At 42.5% G+C, this 19,661-nt stretch carries 20 protein-coding genes; 7 read left to right on the forward strand and 13 right to left on the reverse strand.

Features of this window, described 5'->3' with window-relative positions; translation table 11 throughout:
* Positions 1 to 517: 517 nt before the first annotated feature.
* The 4 genes from RTS09_RS06760 to RTS09_RS06775 all read left to right on the forward strand — a co-directional run bounded on the left by RTS09_RS06760 (position 518) and on the right by RTS09_RS06775 (position 4,024).
* Entirely contained in the window at positions 518 to 1,510 is a 993-nt protein-coding gene (locus RTS09_RS06760; protein ID WP_409418380.1) for an ABC transporter substrate-binding protein, read from the forward strand.
* A 180-nt stretch (positions 1,511 to 1,690) separates the two neighbouring features.
* Complete coding sequence (locus RTS09_RS06765; protein WP_203171654.1) at positions 1,691 to 2,596, forward strand: ABC transporter permease; 906 nt, start codon at positions 1,691 to 1,693, stop codon at positions 2,594 to 2,596.
* A gap of 72 nt (positions 2,597 to 2,668) precedes the next feature.
* Positions 2,669 to 3,463 carry an ABC transporter ATP-binding protein gene (locus RTS09_RS06770; protein WP_312535465.1) on the forward strand — a complete coding sequence of 265 codons (795 nt, stop codon included), beginning with the start codon at positions 2,669 to 2,671 and terminating at the stop codon, positions 3,461 to 3,463.
* 228 nt (positions 3,464 to 3,691) lie between these two features.
* Entirely contained in the window at positions 3,692 to 4,024 is a 333-nt protein-coding gene (locus RTS09_RS06775) for a hypothetical protein (RefSeq protein WP_096488671.1), read from the forward strand.
* A gap of 76 nt (positions 4,025 to 4,100) precedes the next feature.
* Here RTS09_RS06775 and radA read toward each other — a convergent pair whose 3' ends face one another.
* The 12 genes from radA to RTS09_RS06835 form a co-directional block, all read right to left on the reverse strand.
* Positions 4,101 to 5,498: a DNA repair protein RadA gene (radA, locus tag RTS09_RS06780; RefSeq protein WP_309596351.1), complete on the reverse strand. Its 1,398-nt coding sequence runs from the start codon at positions 5,496 to 5,498 to the stop codon at positions 4,101 to 4,103.
* A 184-nt stretch (positions 5,499 to 5,682) separates the two neighbouring features.
* Entirely contained in the window at positions 5,683 to 6,117 is a 435-nt protein-coding gene (locus tag RTS09_RS06785; RefSeq protein WP_076774418.1) for a PACE efflux transporter, read from the reverse strand.
* Positions 6,118 to 6,141: 24 nt separating this feature from the next.
* Positions 6,142 to 6,885: an LPS export ABC transporter ATP-binding protein gene (gene lptB, locus RTS09_RS06790; RefSeq protein ID WP_060994790.1), complete on the reverse strand. Its 744-nt coding sequence runs from the start codon at positions 6,883 to 6,885 to the stop codon at positions 6,142 to 6,144.
* Positions 6,886 to 6,942: 57 nt separating this feature from the next.
* Positions 6,943 to 7,452 (reverse strand): lipopolysaccharide transport periplasmic protein LptA, encoded by a 510-nt coding sequence (gene lptA, locus RTS09_RS06795; protein WP_219298982.1) that lies wholly within the window; start codon positions 7,450 to 7,452, stop codon positions 6,943 to 6,945.
* Positions 7,453 to 7,635: 183 nt separating this feature from the next.
* The gene (gene lptC, locus RTS09_RS06800) at positions 7,636 to 8,208 is read right to left on the reverse strand and encodes an LPS export ABC transporter periplasmic protein LptC (protein ID WP_007116348.1); all 573 of its coding nucleotides are present in this window, start codon (positions 8,206 to 8,208) and stop codon (positions 7,636 to 7,638) included.
* A 165-nt stretch (positions 8,209 to 8,373) separates the two neighbouring features.
* On the reverse strand, positions 8,374 to 8,898 hold the full coding sequence (locus RTS09_RS06805; protein WP_062334430.1) for a KdsC family phosphatase: 525 nt from the start codon (positions 8,896 to 8,898) through the stop codon (positions 8,374 to 8,376).
* 57 nt (positions 8,899 to 8,955) lie between these two features.
* Positions 8,956 to 9,924, reverse strand: coding sequence for a KpsF/GutQ family sugar-phosphate isomerase (locus RTS09_RS06810; protein ID WP_083106173.1), 969 nt, complete (start codon positions 9,922 to 9,924; stop codon positions 8,956 to 8,958).
* Positions 9,925 to 10,279: 355 nt separating this feature from the next.
* Positions 10,280 to 10,822 carry an RNA chaperone Hfq gene (gene hfq, locus RTS09_RS06815; protein WP_284034420.1) on the reverse strand — a complete coding sequence of 181 codons (543 nt, stop codon included), beginning with the start codon at positions 10,820 to 10,822 and terminating at the stop codon, positions 10,280 to 10,282.
* Between the two features lie 148 nt (positions 10,823 to 10,970).
* A complete protein-coding gene (miaA, locus tag RTS09_RS06820; protein ID WP_312535478.1) occupies positions 10,971 to 12,023 on the reverse strand; it encodes a tRNA (adenosine(37)-N6)-dimethylallyltransferase MiaA in 1,053 nt (350 codons plus the stop codon).
* A 3-nt stretch (positions 12,024 to 12,026) separates the two neighbouring features.
* Positions 12,027 to 13,640, reverse strand: a complete 1,614-nt coding sequence (gene mutL / locus RTS09_RS06825) for a DNA mismatch repair endonuclease MutL (protein WP_312535480.1) — start codon at positions 13,638 to 13,640, stop codon at positions 12,027 to 12,029.
* Positions 13,633 to 14,070 (reverse strand): tRNA (adenosine(37)-N6)-threonylcarbamoyltransferase complex ATPase subunit type 1 TsaE, encoded by a 438-nt coding sequence (tsaE, locus tag RTS09_RS06830; RefSeq protein WP_312535483.1) that lies wholly within the window; start codon positions 14,068 to 14,070, stop codon positions 13,633 to 13,635. The genes mutL and tsaE overlap by 8 nt, the downstream gene beginning before the upstream one ends.
* Positions 14,071 to 14,148: 78 nt before the next feature.
* Positions 14,149 to 14,742 (reverse strand): 6-pyruvoyl trahydropterin synthase family protein, encoded by a 594-nt coding sequence (locus RTS09_RS06835; RefSeq protein ID WP_312535485.1) that lies wholly within the window; start codon positions 14,740 to 14,742, stop codon positions 14,149 to 14,151.
* 325 nt (positions 14,743 to 15,067) lie between these two features.
* Here RTS09_RS06835 and RTS09_RS06840 point away from each other — a divergent pair, with 325 nt between their 5' ends.
* The 3 genes from RTS09_RS06840 to RTS09_RS06850 all read left to right on the forward strand — a co-directional run bounded on the left by RTS09_RS06840 (position 15,068) and on the right by RTS09_RS06850 (position 18,721).
* The gene (locus RTS09_RS06840) at positions 15,068 to 15,703 is read left to right on the forward strand and encodes a response regulator (RefSeq protein ID WP_036603711.1); all 636 of its coding nucleotides are present in this window, start codon (positions 15,068 to 15,070) and stop codon (positions 15,701 to 15,703) included.
* Positions 15,704 to 15,706: 3 nt separating this feature from the next.
* Entirely contained in the window at positions 15,707 to 17,350 is a 1,644-nt protein-coding gene (locus RTS09_RS06845) for a sensor histidine kinase (protein ID WP_312535488.1), read from the forward strand.
* 204 nt (positions 17,351 to 17,554) lie between these two features.
* The gene (locus RTS09_RS06850) at positions 17,555 to 18,721 is read left to right on the forward strand and encodes an acyl-CoA desaturase (protein ID WP_050324109.1); all 1,167 of its coding nucleotides are present in this window, start codon (positions 17,555 to 17,557) and stop codon (positions 18,719 to 18,721) included.
* A gap of 92 nt (positions 18,722 to 18,813) precedes the next feature.
* On the opposite strand, the gene RTS09_RS06855 is transcribed toward RTS09_RS06850, so the two are convergent.
* A complete protein-coding gene (locus RTS09_RS06855; RefSeq protein WP_312535490.1) occupies positions 18,814 to 19,563 on the reverse strand; it encodes a histidine phosphatase family protein in 750 nt (249 codons plus the stop codon).
* Positions 19,564 to 19,661 lie beyond the last annotated feature (98 nt).

Consider the following 19,661-nt stretch of genomic DNA (forward strand, 5'->3'; position numbering starts at 1 on the left):
CTATTCTTCTACTTTATGTGGATTTGTGGTAGTTTTTAATTTCTTTTACTATATATTATGAAATTAAAATGTAACTTAATATGACAATGCTGTGGTAATTTTCTTTCTACTTAAAAACAATGCGCTATGACTTATTAGTTAGCTGATGACTTAGCGAATTATTATTGAAAAATGATACATTAGCGAAATGAGGCAGATTGTTATGTTATAGGAATTTATCAGATAATGCCTTTTTAATCAGTTACCCAAAGCTTTAATCATAGTTGGCAAACTTGCCTAATACATATAACGCTATGCGGCTGCAAAATTAGCTGATAAAATGTAAATAATGTTTAACAATGCTGTATGATATTGTTATCGAAGTGTAAGATTTTCTTTTTAAGATTTACCTTTTTATTACCTTTTTAATCGTTACCCTATGGATGGATTTTTGGAGTGATATATGTTGAACGCTACATTTGGTGTTTCTCGTTTGACCAAAGCAATGATGCTAGGTGGAATTTGTATGGCAAGCCTGATGGGCTGCAGCCAATCTAACAATAAAACAGCTGATGCCAGTACTGCAAGCACAGCAAGTGCAACGACAGCTGCGTCAGGCGATACCAAATCTGTTGCTATCACGGCAATCGTTGAGCACCCAGCATTAGATGCCGTTCGTCAAGGTGTGATTGAAGAGCTTGGCAACGAAGGCTTTAAAGAAGGTCAAAACCTAAAAGTAAATTTCCAATCAGCCCAAGGCAATACGGCGACTGCCGGTCAAATTGCCAAACAATTTGCTGCGGATAAACCCGATGCCATCGTTGCTATTGCTACCCCATCGGCGCAATCCGTCATTGCAGCGACCAACTCAATTCCTGTTATCTTCTCTGCGGTTACCGACCCTGTCGAAGCGAAACTGATAAAATCTTGGGAAGCCTCTGGCACCAACGTGACAGGCGCATCAGACATGTTGCCACTTGAGCCACAGATTGAGCTGATGAAAAAAGTCGTACCAAATCTCAAATCAGTCGGCTATGTATACAGCCCAGGGGAAGTCAACTCAACGGTGGTACTCAAAGCGCTTGAAACAAAATTTAAACCGATGGGTATCAACATCGTTGCGGCACCTGCACAGCGCACTACCGATATTCCCCAAGCCACTCGCGGTCTACAAGGTAAAGTTCAGCTCATCTATACCTCACTTGACAACAACGTGGTATCCGCTTATGAGTCGCTTTACCAAGCGGCTAAAGAAATCAAAGTACCCCTAGTGGCGTCCGATACTGACTCCGTTGCACGTGGTGCAGTCGCAGCAATGGGTATAAACTACAAAGACTTAGGCATCGAAACAGGTAAAATCGTTGGACGCGTCCTAAAAGGCGAAAAACCAGGTACCATCAAGCCTATCACTATGAATAAGCTTGACTTATACCTTAGTCCAAAACACGCGCAAGAAGTCGGTATTACGCTGCCACAAGATTTAATTAGTCAGGCAGCCGAAGTAGAGCCTGCACCAAAAGCTAAACAATAAATCTTTTGTTAGTTTTAGCTGTTTTAATGTGATTGTAAATTTAATTTCCCAGTGGCAACTAAAGTTTCAAAGCGCGTATTTGTACTTTAGTCGCATTACGCTTAATGCCACTTGGTTTACCTTAACACCTGACTGCTTGTTGAATTAACAAGCGGTCTTTACTTTTTTGTGTGAACAGTTATGTCGTTACTTGCTTTATTTGGTGCCCTAGAAAGTGGTCTAATCTATGCGTTAGTGGCTTTGGGCGTATACATTTCATTTCGGGTGTTAGATTTTCCAGATTTGACCGCGGATGGTAGTTTTCCCTTAGGCGGTGCTGTCGCAGGTGTGGCAATCATCGCGGATGTCAACCCTTGGCTGGCGTGTATCTTTGGTATGCTTGCTGGGGGTGTTGCAGGTTTGGTAACGGCTTGGCTACATGTCAAACTTGGTATTTTACAGTTGCTCTCCAGTATTTTAGTCATGGTCGCGCTGTATGCCGTCAATCTACGTATTATGCAAGCGCCAAACTTGGCATTGCTCGGTGAGCCAACAATATTTGGCGAACTGGTGACTGATAGTAACGGCTATTGGATGCGCTGTGTGGTGATTGGTGGTGTGGTGATTGCTGCCAAATTATTCCTAGACTGGTTTTTTAGTACTGAGATGGGCTTGGCAATGCGGGCAACTGGCTCTAACCTTAGAATGTCACAAGCTCAAGGGATTGCTACCTCTCGTAGTATTTTGTTAGGTATGGCGATTTCTAACGGGCTGATTGCGCTTGCTGGTGCGATTTTTGTGCAAACCCAAGGCGGTGCCGATATTTCTATTGGTGTTGGCACCATTGTGATTGGTCTTGCTGCCGTTATCATTGGTGAAACCATCATTCCTGCCAAAAAAATGCTGTGGATTACCCTATCTGCTATTGTCGGGGCGATTCTTTATAAATTCTTTATCCAAATTGCGTTGTCAAATGATACCTTACGTGCGATTGGTTTTGGTCCTCAAGATGTTAACTTAGTCACCGCACTACTAGTGGTGATTGCTTTAATCCTACCAAAAATCAAATCAAAAATTTTGAGCAATCGCCATAAGCATGCCGCTTAACTTGGTATCAAATAGTTGATTTTAACTTTGGCACTTAACAACTTATAAAGTAAAGTAAAAGGACAATGCCTTATGATGAACGCAGACAACCTACGATTGACCTTCAATCCTGGTACGCCCATTGAAAACCCTGCCTTACGTGGTATCAGCCTGCGTATTGAAGCGGGTGAATTTGTCACGGTCATTGGTACCAACGGCGCAGGTAAATCGACGTTTTTAAATGCCGTTGCCGGCACGATTCGGGTCGATAGCGGCAAAATTACCCTAAACAATATTGACGTGACCAAAAAATCCGCGCATCAGCGGGCACACTGGGTAGCACGCGTTTTCCAAGACCCAATGGCAGGTACTTGTGAAGCCTTAACCATTGAAGAAAACATGGCACTTGCTTACAAGCGTGGCGAATCGCGTTTTTTAAAAGGCGCATTGAATCACAAAAACCGTGAAATTTTCCGTGAAAAACTGGCGATTTTAAAATTAGGGTTAGAGAATCGACTCACTGACCGTATGGGTTTATTATCAGGCGGGCAACGCCAAGCGGTTAGCCTATTAATGGCATCCCTGCAGCCGTCGAAAATTTTACTACTCGATGAACACACGGCTGCCCTTGACCCAAAAACCGCCGCTTTCGTCTTGGAACTGACCGATAAAATCGTCCAAGAAAACAATCTCACCACCATGATGGTCACTCACTCCATGCAGCAAGCGCTCAATCACGGCACACGCACCATCATGCTACACCAAGGACAAGTGGTACTAGACGTATCAGGCGATGAACGCAAAGGCATGACTGTTCATGATTTACTCAATATGTTTGAACGCACCCGCGGCGAAGTGGTAGAAGATGATAGCTTAATTTTGAGCTAATTTAACTGGGCCCAATCAAATACGGTGGGTTAAATGCGATGGGTTAAATAGAATAAGTTAAATAAACGCTAGCGTTTAACAAGATGAGGATGGATAACATAAGTTATCCATTTTTTTACACACAGTGATAAATTAATTCTTCATAATAACACTGGATAAGCAAGCAGTGACAATACTGCTATTTTCCCTAAATTTTAATTATAAAAAACAATATCCTTTGAGGTCACTATGTTTGATTTAAAATCACTTGTTACGAAAGCTGTCGAAGACAAAACGTTAAATGTCAATGAATACATCTTTATGCCAGAGCGCGTGGATATGATGGTAAAAGATGGACGGTTAAGCTGTGTACTAAACACCAATGGTAAAGTTGATTTTATTTACCATAAAAATGGTATCACCGAAGTGCGTTCAGGTCTACGTAAAAGCCCGTTTACCTCGTTTCGCAATGAGCTTCACTATGGCGTGTATGATGATGTGGTGGATGAAGTGATTGAAGCAGTTGAAAAAATCATTGGCAGTCAATCCAAATACTTTAATTTTGCCGCTGATGCAGAATAAAAAAGTCAATTATAAAAAGCTGAAACATTACTTTTCAGCTTTTTTTATGTCTTTTATTTATAGATGATTCCTTTATTTATAGATAATTAAAGGCGCTATCAATCGCATCGTCTAGTCGCTCAACCGCGATGATTTTGAGACCTTGATATTGCTCTAATTGCGTTTTGGGGGCATTGGCTTTGGGTACAATCGCATGGGTAAAGCCATGTTTCACCGCTTCTTTTAGACGCTCTTGACCATTGGGCACAGGTCTGATTTCACCCGACAAGCCCACTTCACCAAATACTGCCAGGGTATAAGGCAAAGGCTTTTCCTTGATACTAGACGCACAGGCCAATAAAACCGCCAAATCTGAGCCTGTTTCAAGCACCTTGACCCCGCCTACCACATTGACATACACATCTTGCCCATTGGTTTGGATACCGCCATGACGGTGCATGACTGCCAGCAACATGGCTAAGCGCTGATAATCTAAACCTAGTGCCATGCGCCTAGGTTGTCCTTGCGATTCATCCACCAGCGCTTGTACTTCAACCAGTAGCGGTCTGGTACCCTCACGGCTAACCATGACCACTGAGCCTGCAATCGGTTTATCATAGCGACTTAAAAATATCGCCGATGGATTTGCCACTTCTTTGAGTCCTGCATCTGTCATGGCAAAAATGCCCAGCTCGTTGACGGCACCAAAACGATTTTTCACCGCACGAATCATTCGAAAACGGCTGTCCGACTGTCCTTCAAAATACAGTACCGCATCTACCATATGTTCTAGCACGCGAGGGCCTGCCAGCGCCCCTTCTTTGGTCACATGCCCGACCAAAAATAACGCTGTACCCGTTTGCTTGGCATAGCGCGTCAGAATCGCTGCTGACTCACGGATTTGACTGACCCCACCTGGCGCGGATTGGATGGCTTCGGTAAACAAAGTCTGAATTGAGTCAATGATGGCGACGGCTGGTTGCTCTTGGGTCAAGGCTTGGCAGATCATTTCAACATTGGTCTCTGCCAATACTTTTAAGTTGTTATTGGGTAGCCCCAAACGACTAGCCCGCATCGCCACCTGTGACAACGATTCTTCACCCGTGATGTACAGCGCACTGCCGGCTAGACTTTGATTTTCTGCCATGTGAATCGCCGTCTGAAGCAAGATAGTGGATTTGCCAATACCCGGATCACCCCCAATCAGCACCACAGAACCTGCCACCAAGCCGCCGCCTAACACCCGATCAAACTCACCAACACCCGTTGGTAGCCTAGTATCGAGTGACATAGGCACAGCATTAAGTGGCATGACGCTCGATTGTTCGCCTGCGTAGTTGCTAGCTTTTTTGGTGACAGGTTTATGATGTGGCATGCTGACCGTCGGCGCTTCGACAAGGCTATTCCATGCGCCACATTCGGCACACTGTCCCGACCATTTACCGAAGTTTGCGCCACATTGTTGGCACACGTAGGATGATTTTGATTTTGCCATAGAGTCCAATTTGCAATGAAAAATTTAAAAATAAAGAAAAATTTAAAATAAAAAAACTTAAAGCGTATTGGTGGTGGTGAGAGGTATAAACTATGCAATGAAATTAATACGATGACATTAATGCAATGAAATTAGGGATAGCGAGCTATGTTTGACACACAAATTTTGACCCGCAAGATTGCTGTTATTTGCGACTATATTTATGGGCGACTAGGTCATAAATCCAGTAAAAAATAAACCCATATACCAAAATAAGTAAGGTCAACGAAATATCGAGCATAAACGCCTGCCACAGTCCAATATTCATCACCCACATGACCAGTGGTAAGGTAAAGCCCAACAAGCCACCTTCAAACCCCACTATATGCAGTACCCGTAGCCATAGCGGACGAGCCAGTTTTTCACCGGTAAAAAATTTATCAAACAATAAATTATAAATAAATGTCCAAATCATGGCGATAAGCGAAATGCCAATCAGCAGCGCCAATATACTTGAGTTATGCTGCGATTCACTACCCGTAAAGCCAAAAAAGCTGAGTAATTTTACCCAGCCTAATGATAGCAGTATGGCGATTGTCTCAAATAAAATCGCTTGCCAGATGCGTGCTTTGGTGGTCATCACGTTTTGCCTTGAACAATCTTGCTAGACCATGAAGTTTTCACCCAAGTAGACCTTACGTACCAACTCATTGTCTAAAATATGCTCTGGCGTGCCTGCCGCAATAATTTGTCCTTCACTGACAATATAAGCATGTTCACAGATAGCCAAAGTCTCACGCACGTTGTGATCGGTGATGAGCACGCCGATGCCGCGCTGTTTGAGCTTAATAATCACCTCTTTGATATCGCCTACCGAAATCGGGTCAACCCCTGCAAAAGGCTCGTCAAGCAAAATAAACTTGGGATTTGAGGCAAGGCTGCGGGCAATCTCACAGCGTCTGCGCTCACCACCAGACACGCTCATTCCTAATGAGTGGCGCACATGACCCAAATTAAATTCCCCAATCAGCTGCTCAAGTTGCTGCTGCTGCCCCGCTTTATCCAAATCTGTGCGAGTCTGCAAAATCGATAAAATATTTTCTTCAACGGTTAATTTGCGAAAAATTGACGCTTCTTGTGGTAAGTAGCCAATGCCTGCTGCGGCGCGCTCGTGCATGGACAATGCCGACAAATCTTGATTGCCGAGCTGTATTTGCCCTTTGTCCATATTGACCAGACCAACGACCATATAAAAGCTGGTGGTCTTACCCGCCCCATTTGGACCGAGTAACCCAACCACTTGTCCTTGTTCTACCGAAAAAGACACGTCTTTAACCACCCAACGCTTGCCATAGCGTTTGGCAAGGTGCTGCATGATTAGAGACTGGTTGGCTTGCGGTTGCGACATAATAAATCCTAGAACTAAACAATGGCAATGAACAAAGCGAAAGCAAGTTAAAAAATACTAGCGATTACGAACGCCCACACGGTTGCTCGCTTGTGGCGGAAATACCAGCTCAACACGTTGGTTATTGCCTGCTTTTGCCTCAATATCACCCACTTTTAGACTGTAATGGATGACATTGCCAGAAAAACTACCGCCATTTTGGGTCAAACGCGCATTACCCGTGAGGGTGACAAGCCCTGTTTTGACATTGTAATCAATTCGATTCGCCTGACCTTTCGCCAAGCCCTTCTCTTGTGTCACAATTTGTTGGATAGTGGCAGGACGCCCTGTTGCGACTGCACTTTCGATGGCGCGGGTTGGCGTCAAATTGACAGTTAAATTATCCGCCGCCATTTTGAGCGTGCCTTGGGTAATGGTGACGTTGCCTGTATAGCTTGTCACTCCAGAGCGCTCACTATACGTCGCTTTGTCTGCCAATAACCGAATCGGCTCATTGGCGTCTGATGGCAAGGCGTTTGCCACGTTCGATGCCGCAAGGATGCCAGCAACTAACACACCGCCAGCCATTATTAATTGTCGAGTCTTCACCACAATCATGTTAAACCTTTTATGTAAAAATTTTAAAATCAACAATATAGATTAAATTAGCACCGAAGTTAAAGATTTTTGATAGTCATTTAAATCCCGTCAACATCACAACTGAATTACTATCTTAACAGTAGACACTCTACTCCATAGAGATAGGGTTAGCTACTGTGCAGGTTGAATCATCACACTCACTTGTCCGAAACCGTAATCACCCGTTGCCAAGTCACCACTAAATTGTTTGGCATCAAACCGATTATTGCCATGGATAAAGGTCAGCGGTTCATTAGTCATTACTGTATTATTGACCAAATCACCCACAAAGTTTTTACCTATCATTTTAACGGGCAAATTCGACATACTGGTATTTTGGGTGAGCAACGGAACGCTGGTTAAGGTCACGTTACCTATCAGTTTGGCAATCTGCTTATTTTCATCCAACTGCGCTTGGTCTGCCACCAAGGTTACTTCACGCTCATTTTTTGGACGGATAACAATCTGTGGCTTGGACATCACGGCGGTATTGGCATTTTGGTAATGGGTTACCTGCGCCGCTGTTAACTGATAGCCGACACTACCTGTTTCGGTCGTTTGTAGCGCTTTAATTTGCTCTGCTTGGTAATCAATATCGGTCGGTTTGAGTGATACTTGGGTCAAGCGAGCATCGTTTTGCGTATAAAAATAGGCCGATACGATAATAAATAATAAGCCTAAAATAAATAGCGTTTTTGTTGACACGATTGCCACCTAACATTGCCAAAAAATTTGATAAAAATGGACGTTACCACACTAAGCCGCATACGCCAAATCACTTAAAACAAATCACTTAAACTAAACCACTTTCAAAAAAAATCACTTAGAACAAATCCCTTAGCATAAATCCCTTAAACCAAGTTATATGACCTAAACCACATAACTGGCCAAAATATCATCGTAATGACCCGTTGCTTTTAAAATCAAATCACATAACTCACGAACTGCCCCTTCTCCGCCTGAGCGCGTGGTAACCATGTCGACCCGTTTGATGACTTCGCCATTAGCATTTGCCACGGCTACAGCAAATCCGACGGATTGCAAGGCTTTGATATCTGGCCAATCATCACCGATATAAGCACATTCTGCTAGCGAGATACCAATCTTAGCTAACAATTCATTGAGCGCCGTCAATTTGTCTTCCCGCCCTTGCACTAGATGGGTAATTTTTAATTCTTTGGCGCGATGCGTGACAATGGCGCTAGTGCGACCCGTTATAATGGCAGTTTGAATACCTGCTTGGTGAATACGCTGAATACCAAAGCCATCTTGAACATTAAAGCCTTTGGTTTCAACACTGTTGGCATCATAGATAATTTTTCCATCAGACAGTACACCATCCACATCCATGACCAATAGTTTAACGTTTTTTGCTTTAGTGAGCAGACTTTGCATGACCTTATCCTTATTATTGTAAGCCTAGTTACTTTAAAAGTAGTTATTTTAAGCCTATTAATTCACACCCGCATGTAGTAGCTCATGCAAGGTCAAAATACCCGCTAAAGTCTTATCATCATTAATGATTAATAGCTGATTTATCTTTTGTTCATTCATTAATGTCAGCGCATCAGACGCACGCATATCAGGATTGACGGACTTTGGATTGGTTGACATCACCTGACTAATCGGCGTATCAAGCCCCAATTGGCGCGCTAAGCCACGGCGCAAGTCGCCATCGGTGAATACACCCACGACTTGATTGTTTGCATTGGTAATTACCGTCATCCCCAGTCTGCCACCCGTCATACTAAACAAGGCTTCGTTAAGCGTCGAATGCTCATCAATGGTTGGCAGGTTATTTACATGCATCAAGTCCTTCACTTGGGTTAATAATTTGCGACCCAATGCCCCCGCAGGGTGCGATAAAGCAAAATCTTCTGAGGTAAAATGCTTACTATGCACTAGTGCTACCGCTAACGCATCTCCTAGCGCCAAAGTAGCTGTGGTACTTGATGTCGGTGCCAATCCAAGGGGACAAGCTTCTTCAGACGCCCCTAAAGTCAAAGCCACATCGGCAGATCTTGGCAAAATACCACGTTTGTCGCGGCTGATACTAATGAGCGGAATGCCCAGTTTTTTTACCACAGGCAGTAACGTGCGGATTTCATCTGACTCACCTGAGTTTGAGATGGCGATTAACACATCGCCTTTGACCAACATGCCAAGGTCGCCATGACCTGCTTCACCAGGATGCATAAAAAAAGATGGCGTTCCCGTTGAGGCAAAAGTCGCTGCAATTTTGCGACCAATGAGCCCTGACTTACCCATGCCTGTCACCACCACACGCCCCTGACAGTTTTCGATCAAATGGCAAGCGGTCACAAATCGTTCATCTAGCTGTTCAATCAGCAAATCTAAAGCATGTTGTTCTGTTTTGATAGCGTCTTTGGCATGCTTTAAATAATCAACCGATGCATCCAAGATAATTCCTCACTAATTTTTCAAGATGGCTGTTGGTGCGCTTTTTTTGGGCACTTATCTTTATGCGCTTATTGCTATACGCTTATTTGGGCGTTTGATAGTTAGCATAAACAATCTTTAAAGCTAAAAATTTAAAATTTTTTAAACTCTGATTATCATAGCGTAATTTAAGCTAATATTCACGGGATAAGTCCGAAAATACATATTTTGACAACATTTCATCGAGTTTATATTAACAATCTAGGCATTGCTAAATCAGTTCCAAGTAAACTATAAAAGACAAGTTATAAAAGCTATAAAAAATGGCGAACACTGATAGGGTTCGCCACGTAATATCATATTTGGAATTTAAAAATTAAAACTTGTCTTCACCATTGCCGTTGGCATCATCGTCAAAATTAGTATCATCTTTGGCAGGCTCAAAATTCATAGTGTCATAGCCGCTATCAAAACCACGGTCAGTAAAACCACTGCGATCATACGGTGCTTGGGCAAACCCTGTACGCTCGTGCGAATAGCCACGTGGGTCATTGTCATAACCGCCATCAAAGCCGCGGTCACCAAAGCCCGCACGATTAGCGAACCCTGTGCGATTTGCGCCATAGCCCTGTGGTTCAAAACCGCCTGTTTGACCAAAGCCCAGTTGGCTAGATTGGCCGTATCCACTTGCCCCTGGCATTGGCGTGGCTGAACGGGGATTACGGGCAGGTACTACCGTTGAAATGGCGTGTTTGTAGACCATTTGACTGACGGTGTTTTTGAGTAATACCACATATTGATCGAAAGATTCGATTTGACCTTGAAGTTTGATGCCATTGACTAAAAAAATAGACACTGGAATACGGTCTTTACGTAAAGAGTTTAAGAAAGGGTCTTGTAGTGTTTGACCTTTTGACATAGGTTTCTCCCAGAAATAAACAGAAAGTTGGTTAAATTATTATATTTTTAAACGAATTTTTAATTATACCTTATTAGCTTAATATGGATTGTCGAATCACCATATTAGATAAGCACTCAAATAGTATCACCCAAGCATGTCACTGCTGTTAACTTGTTTTTATTAGCAAATTTCTTGCTTGATCAATAGTTGCCAAGGGTCTGATATCAAAACGCTCAACCAATTGTTGTGTGCTAACCAGCTTACGAATCCATGTATATTGGCGTTTTGCTAACTGTCTTGTAGCATATAATGCCTCATTTTGCATAGTTTGTCTATAATCTTGAATTGGGGAGCTGTGCGTGTTTAGTAAAAAACGCGCCACATCATCATGAAAATTTTCTTCATTATTATCATATGTAAACAATGTTGTATTTTGTATTTTTTCTAAAAAATCCCAAGCTTGCCGGTAGCCAACGCAGCGCATGGATGGCAGATCAGCCCTGAGGTGATATTGTTGTCGCAGGGCAATCACTTCCTGCAAAAAACCTTGTTGCCACATGATATCTAACCGAAGTGCGATACGCTTGTGTAACCAATCACGATCTGGCATCACGGCTAAAATTTGCCAACGCTGATGTGGATTGTCGGCTATCGTCCTAGCGGGCTGATTCTGCCAAGCGCTTAATGGCTTACCTGTTTGTAGATAGATTTCGACCGCTCTGCCAATTCTTTGGGTGTCTGTGGTTTTGAGTTGCTTAGCAAGGATAGGATCTACGTGGGTTAAATAAGCATGCAGCTGTTCAATCCCCTGCTTGGCAATCAGTTGGGTGACTTGTTGGCGAGTCTCTGGCAAGGTGGCTGGGATATCATTGATACCTTGAATCAGTGCCATATAGTACATCATCGTTCCCCCCACCAGCACAGGTGTTTTATTTTGCTGATGCGCAAGATTGATATGATAGTCCACATCGCCTACAAACTGGGCAACGCTGTAGCTTTGCTCAGGACTGATGATGTCAACGAGCGCATGCGGATACTTTGCCAATTCTTCAGGTGTCGGTTTGGCAGTACCAATATTCATATCCCGATAAATCAAGGCAGAATCTACCGAAATAAGACGATATTTGCCTGTTTCGTAGAGTTCGTACGCCAACGCTGTTTTACCGCTGGCAGTAGGTGCTATAAGGCAAATCACGTCTTGTTTATCGGCTGTTATCATAACTTATTCTGGGGATTCTGGAGACGACTGGGGATTAGGTAAATTCGACAGCAGCCATTGTAGCATGTCAGTTTCACTGACTCGAATGGCATTATCGGCAATTTGGGTAAAATCAGCTTGATTCAAATAAGATTGAACATACGCTTTATCATCACTGTCTATATGATGGTATTGTAAATCAATCAGATAAAAATATCGTTGCCAAAAAATTAAAGCAAAAGTTTGATGCTGGTTTTCAAATTGATGCTGTCTTTCAAATTCATGCTTGTTTTCAAATAAGGTCACTAGCTGTATCGAGTCGCTATCCGTTACCCTATCAACCGCACCCTTTGTTGCTAGCTGATTTCCCATCTGGGTTCCCAGCTGATAAAGCGACTGATTTTCGGCAATGTGAGTTGTGTGATTAGTGGGTTTGTCATTAGGATTTATATACTGAATGGACGTAGCTTCACCCGCAGGCAATTTTTGAAATTTATCGACGTTACTGTCATCAGTATTTGTCACGCAAGTTTGCCGTTGCAGGGTGTTTAACGCCGTCATTTTAGGCTGCAATTGCTCTAGCATATGCTGAGACAACCAAGCTAATATATTGGTCAATGGTTGGATTTTAACTTGTTGTTTACTTGGGTGAATATTGACATTTATCCACTCGGCAGGCAGCTCAAAAGACAACGCATAGCCCATTTGTAGTGAATTATCGATACCAATACCCAGTTTGCGACCCACTTTTTGTATGGCTTGACTAATCGCTAAATCACTGACCAAACGATGATTGATATAAATCAGTTTTGGCAGATTATTTTTATGGGCGATAAAAAACCAGCCGGTGACTTGGGCATTTAAATCCTCTGTCTGTGCCTGTAAACCTTGCAGCGATAAATAAAATGGCTGTGCAATCTCAGCCAATGGCAAATTTAACGCTTGTTCAAGCCGCGCCAAACTAAACGCGGGCAAAAAAGGCAATGCAGCACCCTCTAAATTTTGGTGAGGTGCTTTGGCTGACTGCGTTAAGCTAAAACGCAATTTGTCTTGATGATATAATTCAATCTGCACATCGGCAAAACTAATCGCTAATCGCTGCACGACTTGTTCAATATGGGCAAATTCTGTGGCAATACTTTTTAGGTGCGAGCGTCTGCCTGGCACATTGAAATACAAATCGCGAACGCTGACACACGTGCCGCGATGTTTTACGATAGGGCGAATAGTAGCTTGGCTTACCTCACTACCGCTCACGCTCAGCTGTTGCCCTATGCCGCTGTCATTGTGACTACTGGTTAATGTCAAATGCGATATCGCTGCAATGCTCGCTAGTGCCTCGCCGCGAAAGCCTAAACTATGAATACCAACCAACTCGCTGACATTAGCAAGTTTACTGGTGGCATGGCGAGTGACTGCAAGCGTCATGTCATCAGGATGAATTCCCATGCCGTTGTCACTAATTTGAATCAACCCAAGCCCGCCTTGTTTGATATCGATTCGAATATGAGTAGCCTTGGCATCGATCGCATTTTCAATCAGTTCTTTGACCACAGAAGCCGGACGCGTCACTACCTCGCCAGCAGCGATTTGGTTGATAAGCAGTGGGGATAATTTATGAATACGGTTGTCAGGCAAAACTAATCGTCACTTCTCGTTGTTCATCATCCAGGCGTTTGATATCAAGGGTGGCATTGGGCGGCGTCAAATAGCCTGCTGCACGACTCGCCCATTCAATAATGACCAAACTATTTGGCTCATCTTGATATTCATAAAAGCCGATAAATTCCAATTCTTCAGGATCATTAAGGCGGTATAAATCAGCATGATAAACCGGCTTAATTGTACCATCGTCCTGCGTAATACGATAAGGTTCAACCAGGGTAAAAGTCGGACTTTTTACCGCGCCTGTATGCCCCATTGCCTGTAGCCAATAGCGGGTAAGCGTGGTCTTACCCGCACCCAAATCACCCGACAGCCAAACGCTACCGGTTAAATTCATTTTGGCAAGCTCTTTGGCTAAGGCTTGGGTGTCGATTTCAGATTTTAGGAGGATAGTTTTATTCATGTCGATTAATTTCCCAGCTTGCCCAATGTTTGTCCTAAATCAAAAATCGTTACAACGACCCCGTCAGATACCAACAGCTTAGTCAACTTGTAAAACCACTGTCGGATTGAAAAATTTTTCGCCTTTTTTTAATTTGTCATACATTTTTGGGTCATGCCATTCGGCTTTTACTTGCTCGCTAAATTCAAAATCACCCAGCTTTAACGCGCCCATTTGGGCATTATCGACATCGTCTTCAAAACACTGTGCATAACCTGTCGCTGTTTCATGGGCGATGACGGAATACACTTTGACATCGGTTTCGCCATTTTGCATTTGAGTTTGTTTTAAGATTTCTCTTGCCCAAAAAAACACCACGCGGCTAAACTGCTCTGCCGAGGGCGAAACAGGCAAACTAATCCAGCGCGCGCTAAATTTTTTGCAGGCGTCAATATAGTCGGGGTCATCTTTATCCCAAAAACAAATAGCATGATCAAAACTATCGATGATGTCTTTGATCGATGATTTTAACAGCCCAAAATCGTACACCATTTGCCCGTGATCGAGGCGGTGCGCTTCTAAAATCAGCTCGATTTGGTAACTATGCCCATGAATCGAGTACTTGCAGCGATCGGAGCTACAATTGCGCACGATATGGGCATTTTCAAATTTAAACAGCTTTCTAATTCTCATAATGGGATTCGCATTTTTTTAGCAGTAATAAAGGTTTGAATGCTGACTATTATAAAGCTATTGGGCAAGTTAAGCGAATTTTCGTCATATGCGCAAATTTGTCTACCTAAATTTACCCATAACCCAAACAAAAAATCTCGTCACATTTAAGACAGTAACTCACGTCTTAAATCGCTAACTGTGCTAATATAAAAACTTGGGGATAGACAGTTATTTTTGAACAATGAGTTTTTTTAGCTGACTTTTTTTTATATAAAGTCTTGTTGATACAAAACTTTGTTGGCATAAAGATAAGCAAAGATAAGCGCGGTGGAGATAAAAGATGATGATTAGAGTATTGGTCGTTGACGATCATGATTTAGTCCGAATGGGCATCGTACGGATGCTCTCAGATAGCCCTGACATCGATGTGATTGGCGAAGCTGCCGATGGTGAAACCGCGATTATCAAAACCAAACAATTAAAACCCGATGTGGTGTTACTTGATGTCAATATGCCTACTATTGGCGGGTTAGAAGTCACCAAGCGCTTGCTGCAAACTGATAAAAATACCAAAATTTTGGCGGTCAGCTCTTTGGTTCAGCAGCCCTATCCATCCATGCTCATCAAAGCAGGGGTGAGTGGCTATATCACCAAAGGGACACCGCTTGATGAGATGATTAAAGGCATCAAAAAAGTCCACCAAGGCGGGCGTTATTTTAGCGCCGATGTTGCCGAGCAGCTTGCTGATATTTTATTCACTGACAATTCAGAGTCGCCATTTGATGCGCTAAGTGAGCGAGAAATGCAGGTGGCAATGATGGTGGTCAATTGCAAAAGTCCACAGCAAATCGCCGATCAGTTGTTTGTGAGTGTCAAAACAGTCAATACCTACCGCTATCGTATTTTTGAAAAGCTTAATATCGACAGTGATGTCAAACTTACCCATTTGGCTATGCGTCACGGTTTGATTCAACCCTAAACCATGATTACCAATCCTGCGTTTTCATCGCTATTTGACAAGCCAAGCACCCAAGCTAGAACCAAAAAAATCGGTAACGTCTACAATGGTTACCGTATTATTATTGCTATCTTTTTTTCCTTTAGTTTTATGTTGGCACTAAAAAATGCCCAGCATGACTATTGGGTATTGATTAATCTTTTTCCCACTTTTTTCTATTTTTTGTTTAGTATTGCTTTATTTATTTTGTATTATTTTTATCCCAAAAATCCGCTGTTGATGGTCGGGCTAACTGTCGATGCGCTGGTACTCACTACCATGTTGTATTTTAGCGGTGGTAATGATTTACAAGTGATTTTGCTGTTTTTGGTGCAAGTTGCGGCGGCCTTTATGTTGGTGCGCTCCAACCAAGCTATTTTGCTGACTATTTTTGCCATCACGTTGGTTATTTATCAGCAGTTTTATCAAACCCTAAAAAACGATGTGAACTACGCGCTGGTCAACAACGTGGCATCGATGGCGATTAGCTTTATCGGGGTTGCTTATTTAAGTTATACGTTATCCAAACGGCTTAAACAAATTGAGCTGCTCTCTGAGCGCCAAGTCAATGAAGTCAATGCGCTAAATGCCATCAATAATAAAATTGTGCAAATCATTGATCAAGGGGTGGTGGTATTATCCCACGATTTAGAAATTTTTATCGCCAATGATACCGCAATCGAACAACTACATCTGCCCAAAGCCCTTGATAATTTTAATTTACTAGACATTTCCCCCTTATTAGCCGCAAGACTTGCACCCATCATCCAAGAGCCTGAAGAAACTTTAATAGTGCGGCTCGGCGCAGCGACTGCTAGCACACCTTTGGCCGTTGGCATTGAGCCCAATCACCAAAGCTTTAATGACTTGCGACTTCGTATCACCCAATTAAGACAGCAATATGCCATTATTTTTATTGAAGATTTACGTGATGAGTTTAGCCGCGCGCAGCAGTTAAAACTTGCGTCGCTGGGGCAATTATCCGCCAGTATTGCCCATGAGATTCGTAACCCGCTGGCAACCATTAGCCAAGCCAGTCAATTATTAATGGAGGAAGTTAATGAGGCTGACAGCGGCTTATCGGGTGACAATATCCTGCTATATGAGATGATTTATCACCAAACCATTCGGGTCAATAAAATCATCGAAGATGTGCTGAAATTATCTCGTCAGCAGCGCCCTAATTTTGTTTATATTGAACCCAAAACTTGGCTAAACGATTTTATACAAGAAAATTTTAGCGGGCAGAATATTTTTCTGCACTGCCATACTGATAAAGGCTTTATGTTTGATAACTATCAGCTAGCACAGATTTTGGTCAACCTAATCAATAACGGGCTGCGTTTTAGTAGCAAAACCGAGCCCCACGGCTTTGTCACCCTTCAAGTGTATGAGTTTGGCAAATCTATCCATATCGATGTGATAGACACAGGTCACGGCGTTGCCAAAGAAAATATTCAGTATTTATTTAATCCGTTTTTTACCACCGATAGTCAGGGCACGGGTCTGGGGCTTTATTTGTCGCAGGCCTTTTGTCAGGCAAACTATGCCAATCTAGAATATGTGCGAAGTGAGGGGCAAACTTGCTTTCGGATGATTTGTCAAACCAAAACTTTACCGTCTGTCTAAAATATCTTTGTAGCTAAAATTTTTAATTGAATTTTTTGGCTAAAGCATTCATATTACAGTAAGTTTATCGATATCAATTTAGCAAAATTGTCGGGAATTTGAGTGTATATGTGTTCACTTTTTTCCATTTTTTCAGTACAATATAGCGTAAATGATTAAAAAAATACATGTCGTATTTTGATCATCCTCAGGACATTTATCTCTATGGCACAACCTCAATCTTTTGAAAACGCGCCCATCAATTGGATCCCTGCGTTTGTCTTAATTAGCACGCCTTTGGCGGCTTTATTGATTGTACCTTATTACTTGTGGACACATAGCGTCAGTTGGCAAGTTTGGGCAATTTTCGCATTCTTTATGGCTTGGAATGGGTTAAGTATTACCGTTGGTTATCACCGTTTATGGTCACATCGTACTTACCAAGCGCATCCGATTGTCAAATGGTTCTTTCTGATTGGCGGCACCTTAGCTGTTCAGGGCTCAGTATTTGACTGGTGTGCAGGACACCGTTTGCACCACCGCCACGTCGATGATATCTATCAAGACCCCTACTCTGCCAAGCGTGGCTTTTGGTTCTCACATATCGGTTGGATGCTCAAAAACTACCCAAGCGGCCACTATGACTACAAAAATATCCCAGATTTAAAAGCTGATCCTGTGTTAGTCGCGCAAGATAAATATTATGCCTTGTGGATTTTATTGGCCAATATTGGCTTGCCGGCGCTGTTTGGTTGGATGGTGGGTGATGTTGCAGGTACCTTAGTACTTGCAGGGTTACTGCGCTTGGTGTTAAGCCATCATTTTACTTTCTTTATCAATTCGCTTTGCCATATGTTTGGTACCCGTCCTTATACCGATACCAACACCGCGCGTGATAATCCGATTCTGGCGATTTTCACTTGGGGCGAAGGCTATCATAACTACCACCACTTTTTCCAATACGACTATCGCAATGGGGTAAAATGGTGGCAATATGATCCTAGCAAATGGATTATTTATGGCTTGTCAAAAATCGGTTTGACTTGGGATTTAAAACGTGTCCCAGATGTTACTATTCAGCATGCGCAAACAGAAATGGCATTCAAACGTGCTGAGAAAAAAGTTGCGACTTTTTCAGGGAATTTAACCAGCGATTTCCAAGTGATAAAAGATCGTTTAAACAGTGAACAACAAGCCTTTAAACAAACGATTGCAGAATGGCAAGCGTTAAAAACGCAAGCCATTGAGATGAAAAAAAATGAGTTCGCCCAGCGTATTCATGAAGTTGATGATAAGCTAAAAGACCAGTTTAGTGGCATCGAGGATAAACTTCGCAATCATGCTCAACAAATTGAAAATTTGGTTAATCATTTAAAAGGCAAACATGTTTGATTAAAACATGAAAATGTTTAAAGGTTGACTGTGTCAAAAAAGGTAGGATAAAGTCCTACCTTTATTATTTTTATGGTTTTGTTGGGTACCGATTAGTCTTGTAACGGATAAGAGGGTGAAAATGGGTCTAACAATTCAATCAATCGGCGTTCATAGCACTGTCCACGCCAAATAAAATGTACTTTTGCATCACTAAAGGGTTTATCATCAAACCACAAAAATACCCCTTCCATCATTTTTGGCCAGTCATCCCAGCTAATTTCACCCACGCCCATCATCACCGCTAAGAACGCTGACAACAGCGTATCATGACTAACCGCCAGTAATAAATGCCCGTGCTTTGGCTGATGCTGAAATAAAAGCGCTAATAAATCCAAACCGCCTTTATGTGGTGCTTTAATCCCTGCCATGTCGCCCGCCAAAAAACGATTGATAAAATTGAGCGCACCAATTTGTTTGAATACCTTACTCACTTCTTCATGGTCAACCACCAAACTACCTGGCTCTACCAACAGCGATTGGTGCGACACATTTCTAGAGATGCCAGCCCCTGCTTGCATTAAAATTGCAGTATCAATACAACGTTGTATCGGGCTACTGATGCTATCTACATCCATCGAGTAATCTAAGTTGGCAGCCAACCAACGTCCCCAAGACTCCGCCAATACTCTGCCTTTTGGTGTTAGTGGTAATGCATAACTGGCAAAGCCATTTTTATCTGACATTTCGCGCAATGAATGGCGGGTAAATAGTATTAATCGCTCATTTTTCGGCAGTAGCTTGACCGAGTCAATCATACTGGGCGGTAAATGAGCAGGCATGGTGTTGATTGAACTAGACATTTAAATACGCATTCCTTATATCTTTTTATCTTTGCACCATAAATTGATACTATAAATTGATGAGGTCAAAAATTTAAGCGATTAAATGGGATGTTACT

Origin of the sequence: Moraxella sp. CTOTU47618 (assembly GCF_032017425.1) — a bacterium.
Lineage (GTDB): Bacteria > Pseudomonadota > Gammaproteobacteria > Pseudomonadales > Moraxellaceae > Faucicola > Faucicola tetraodonis.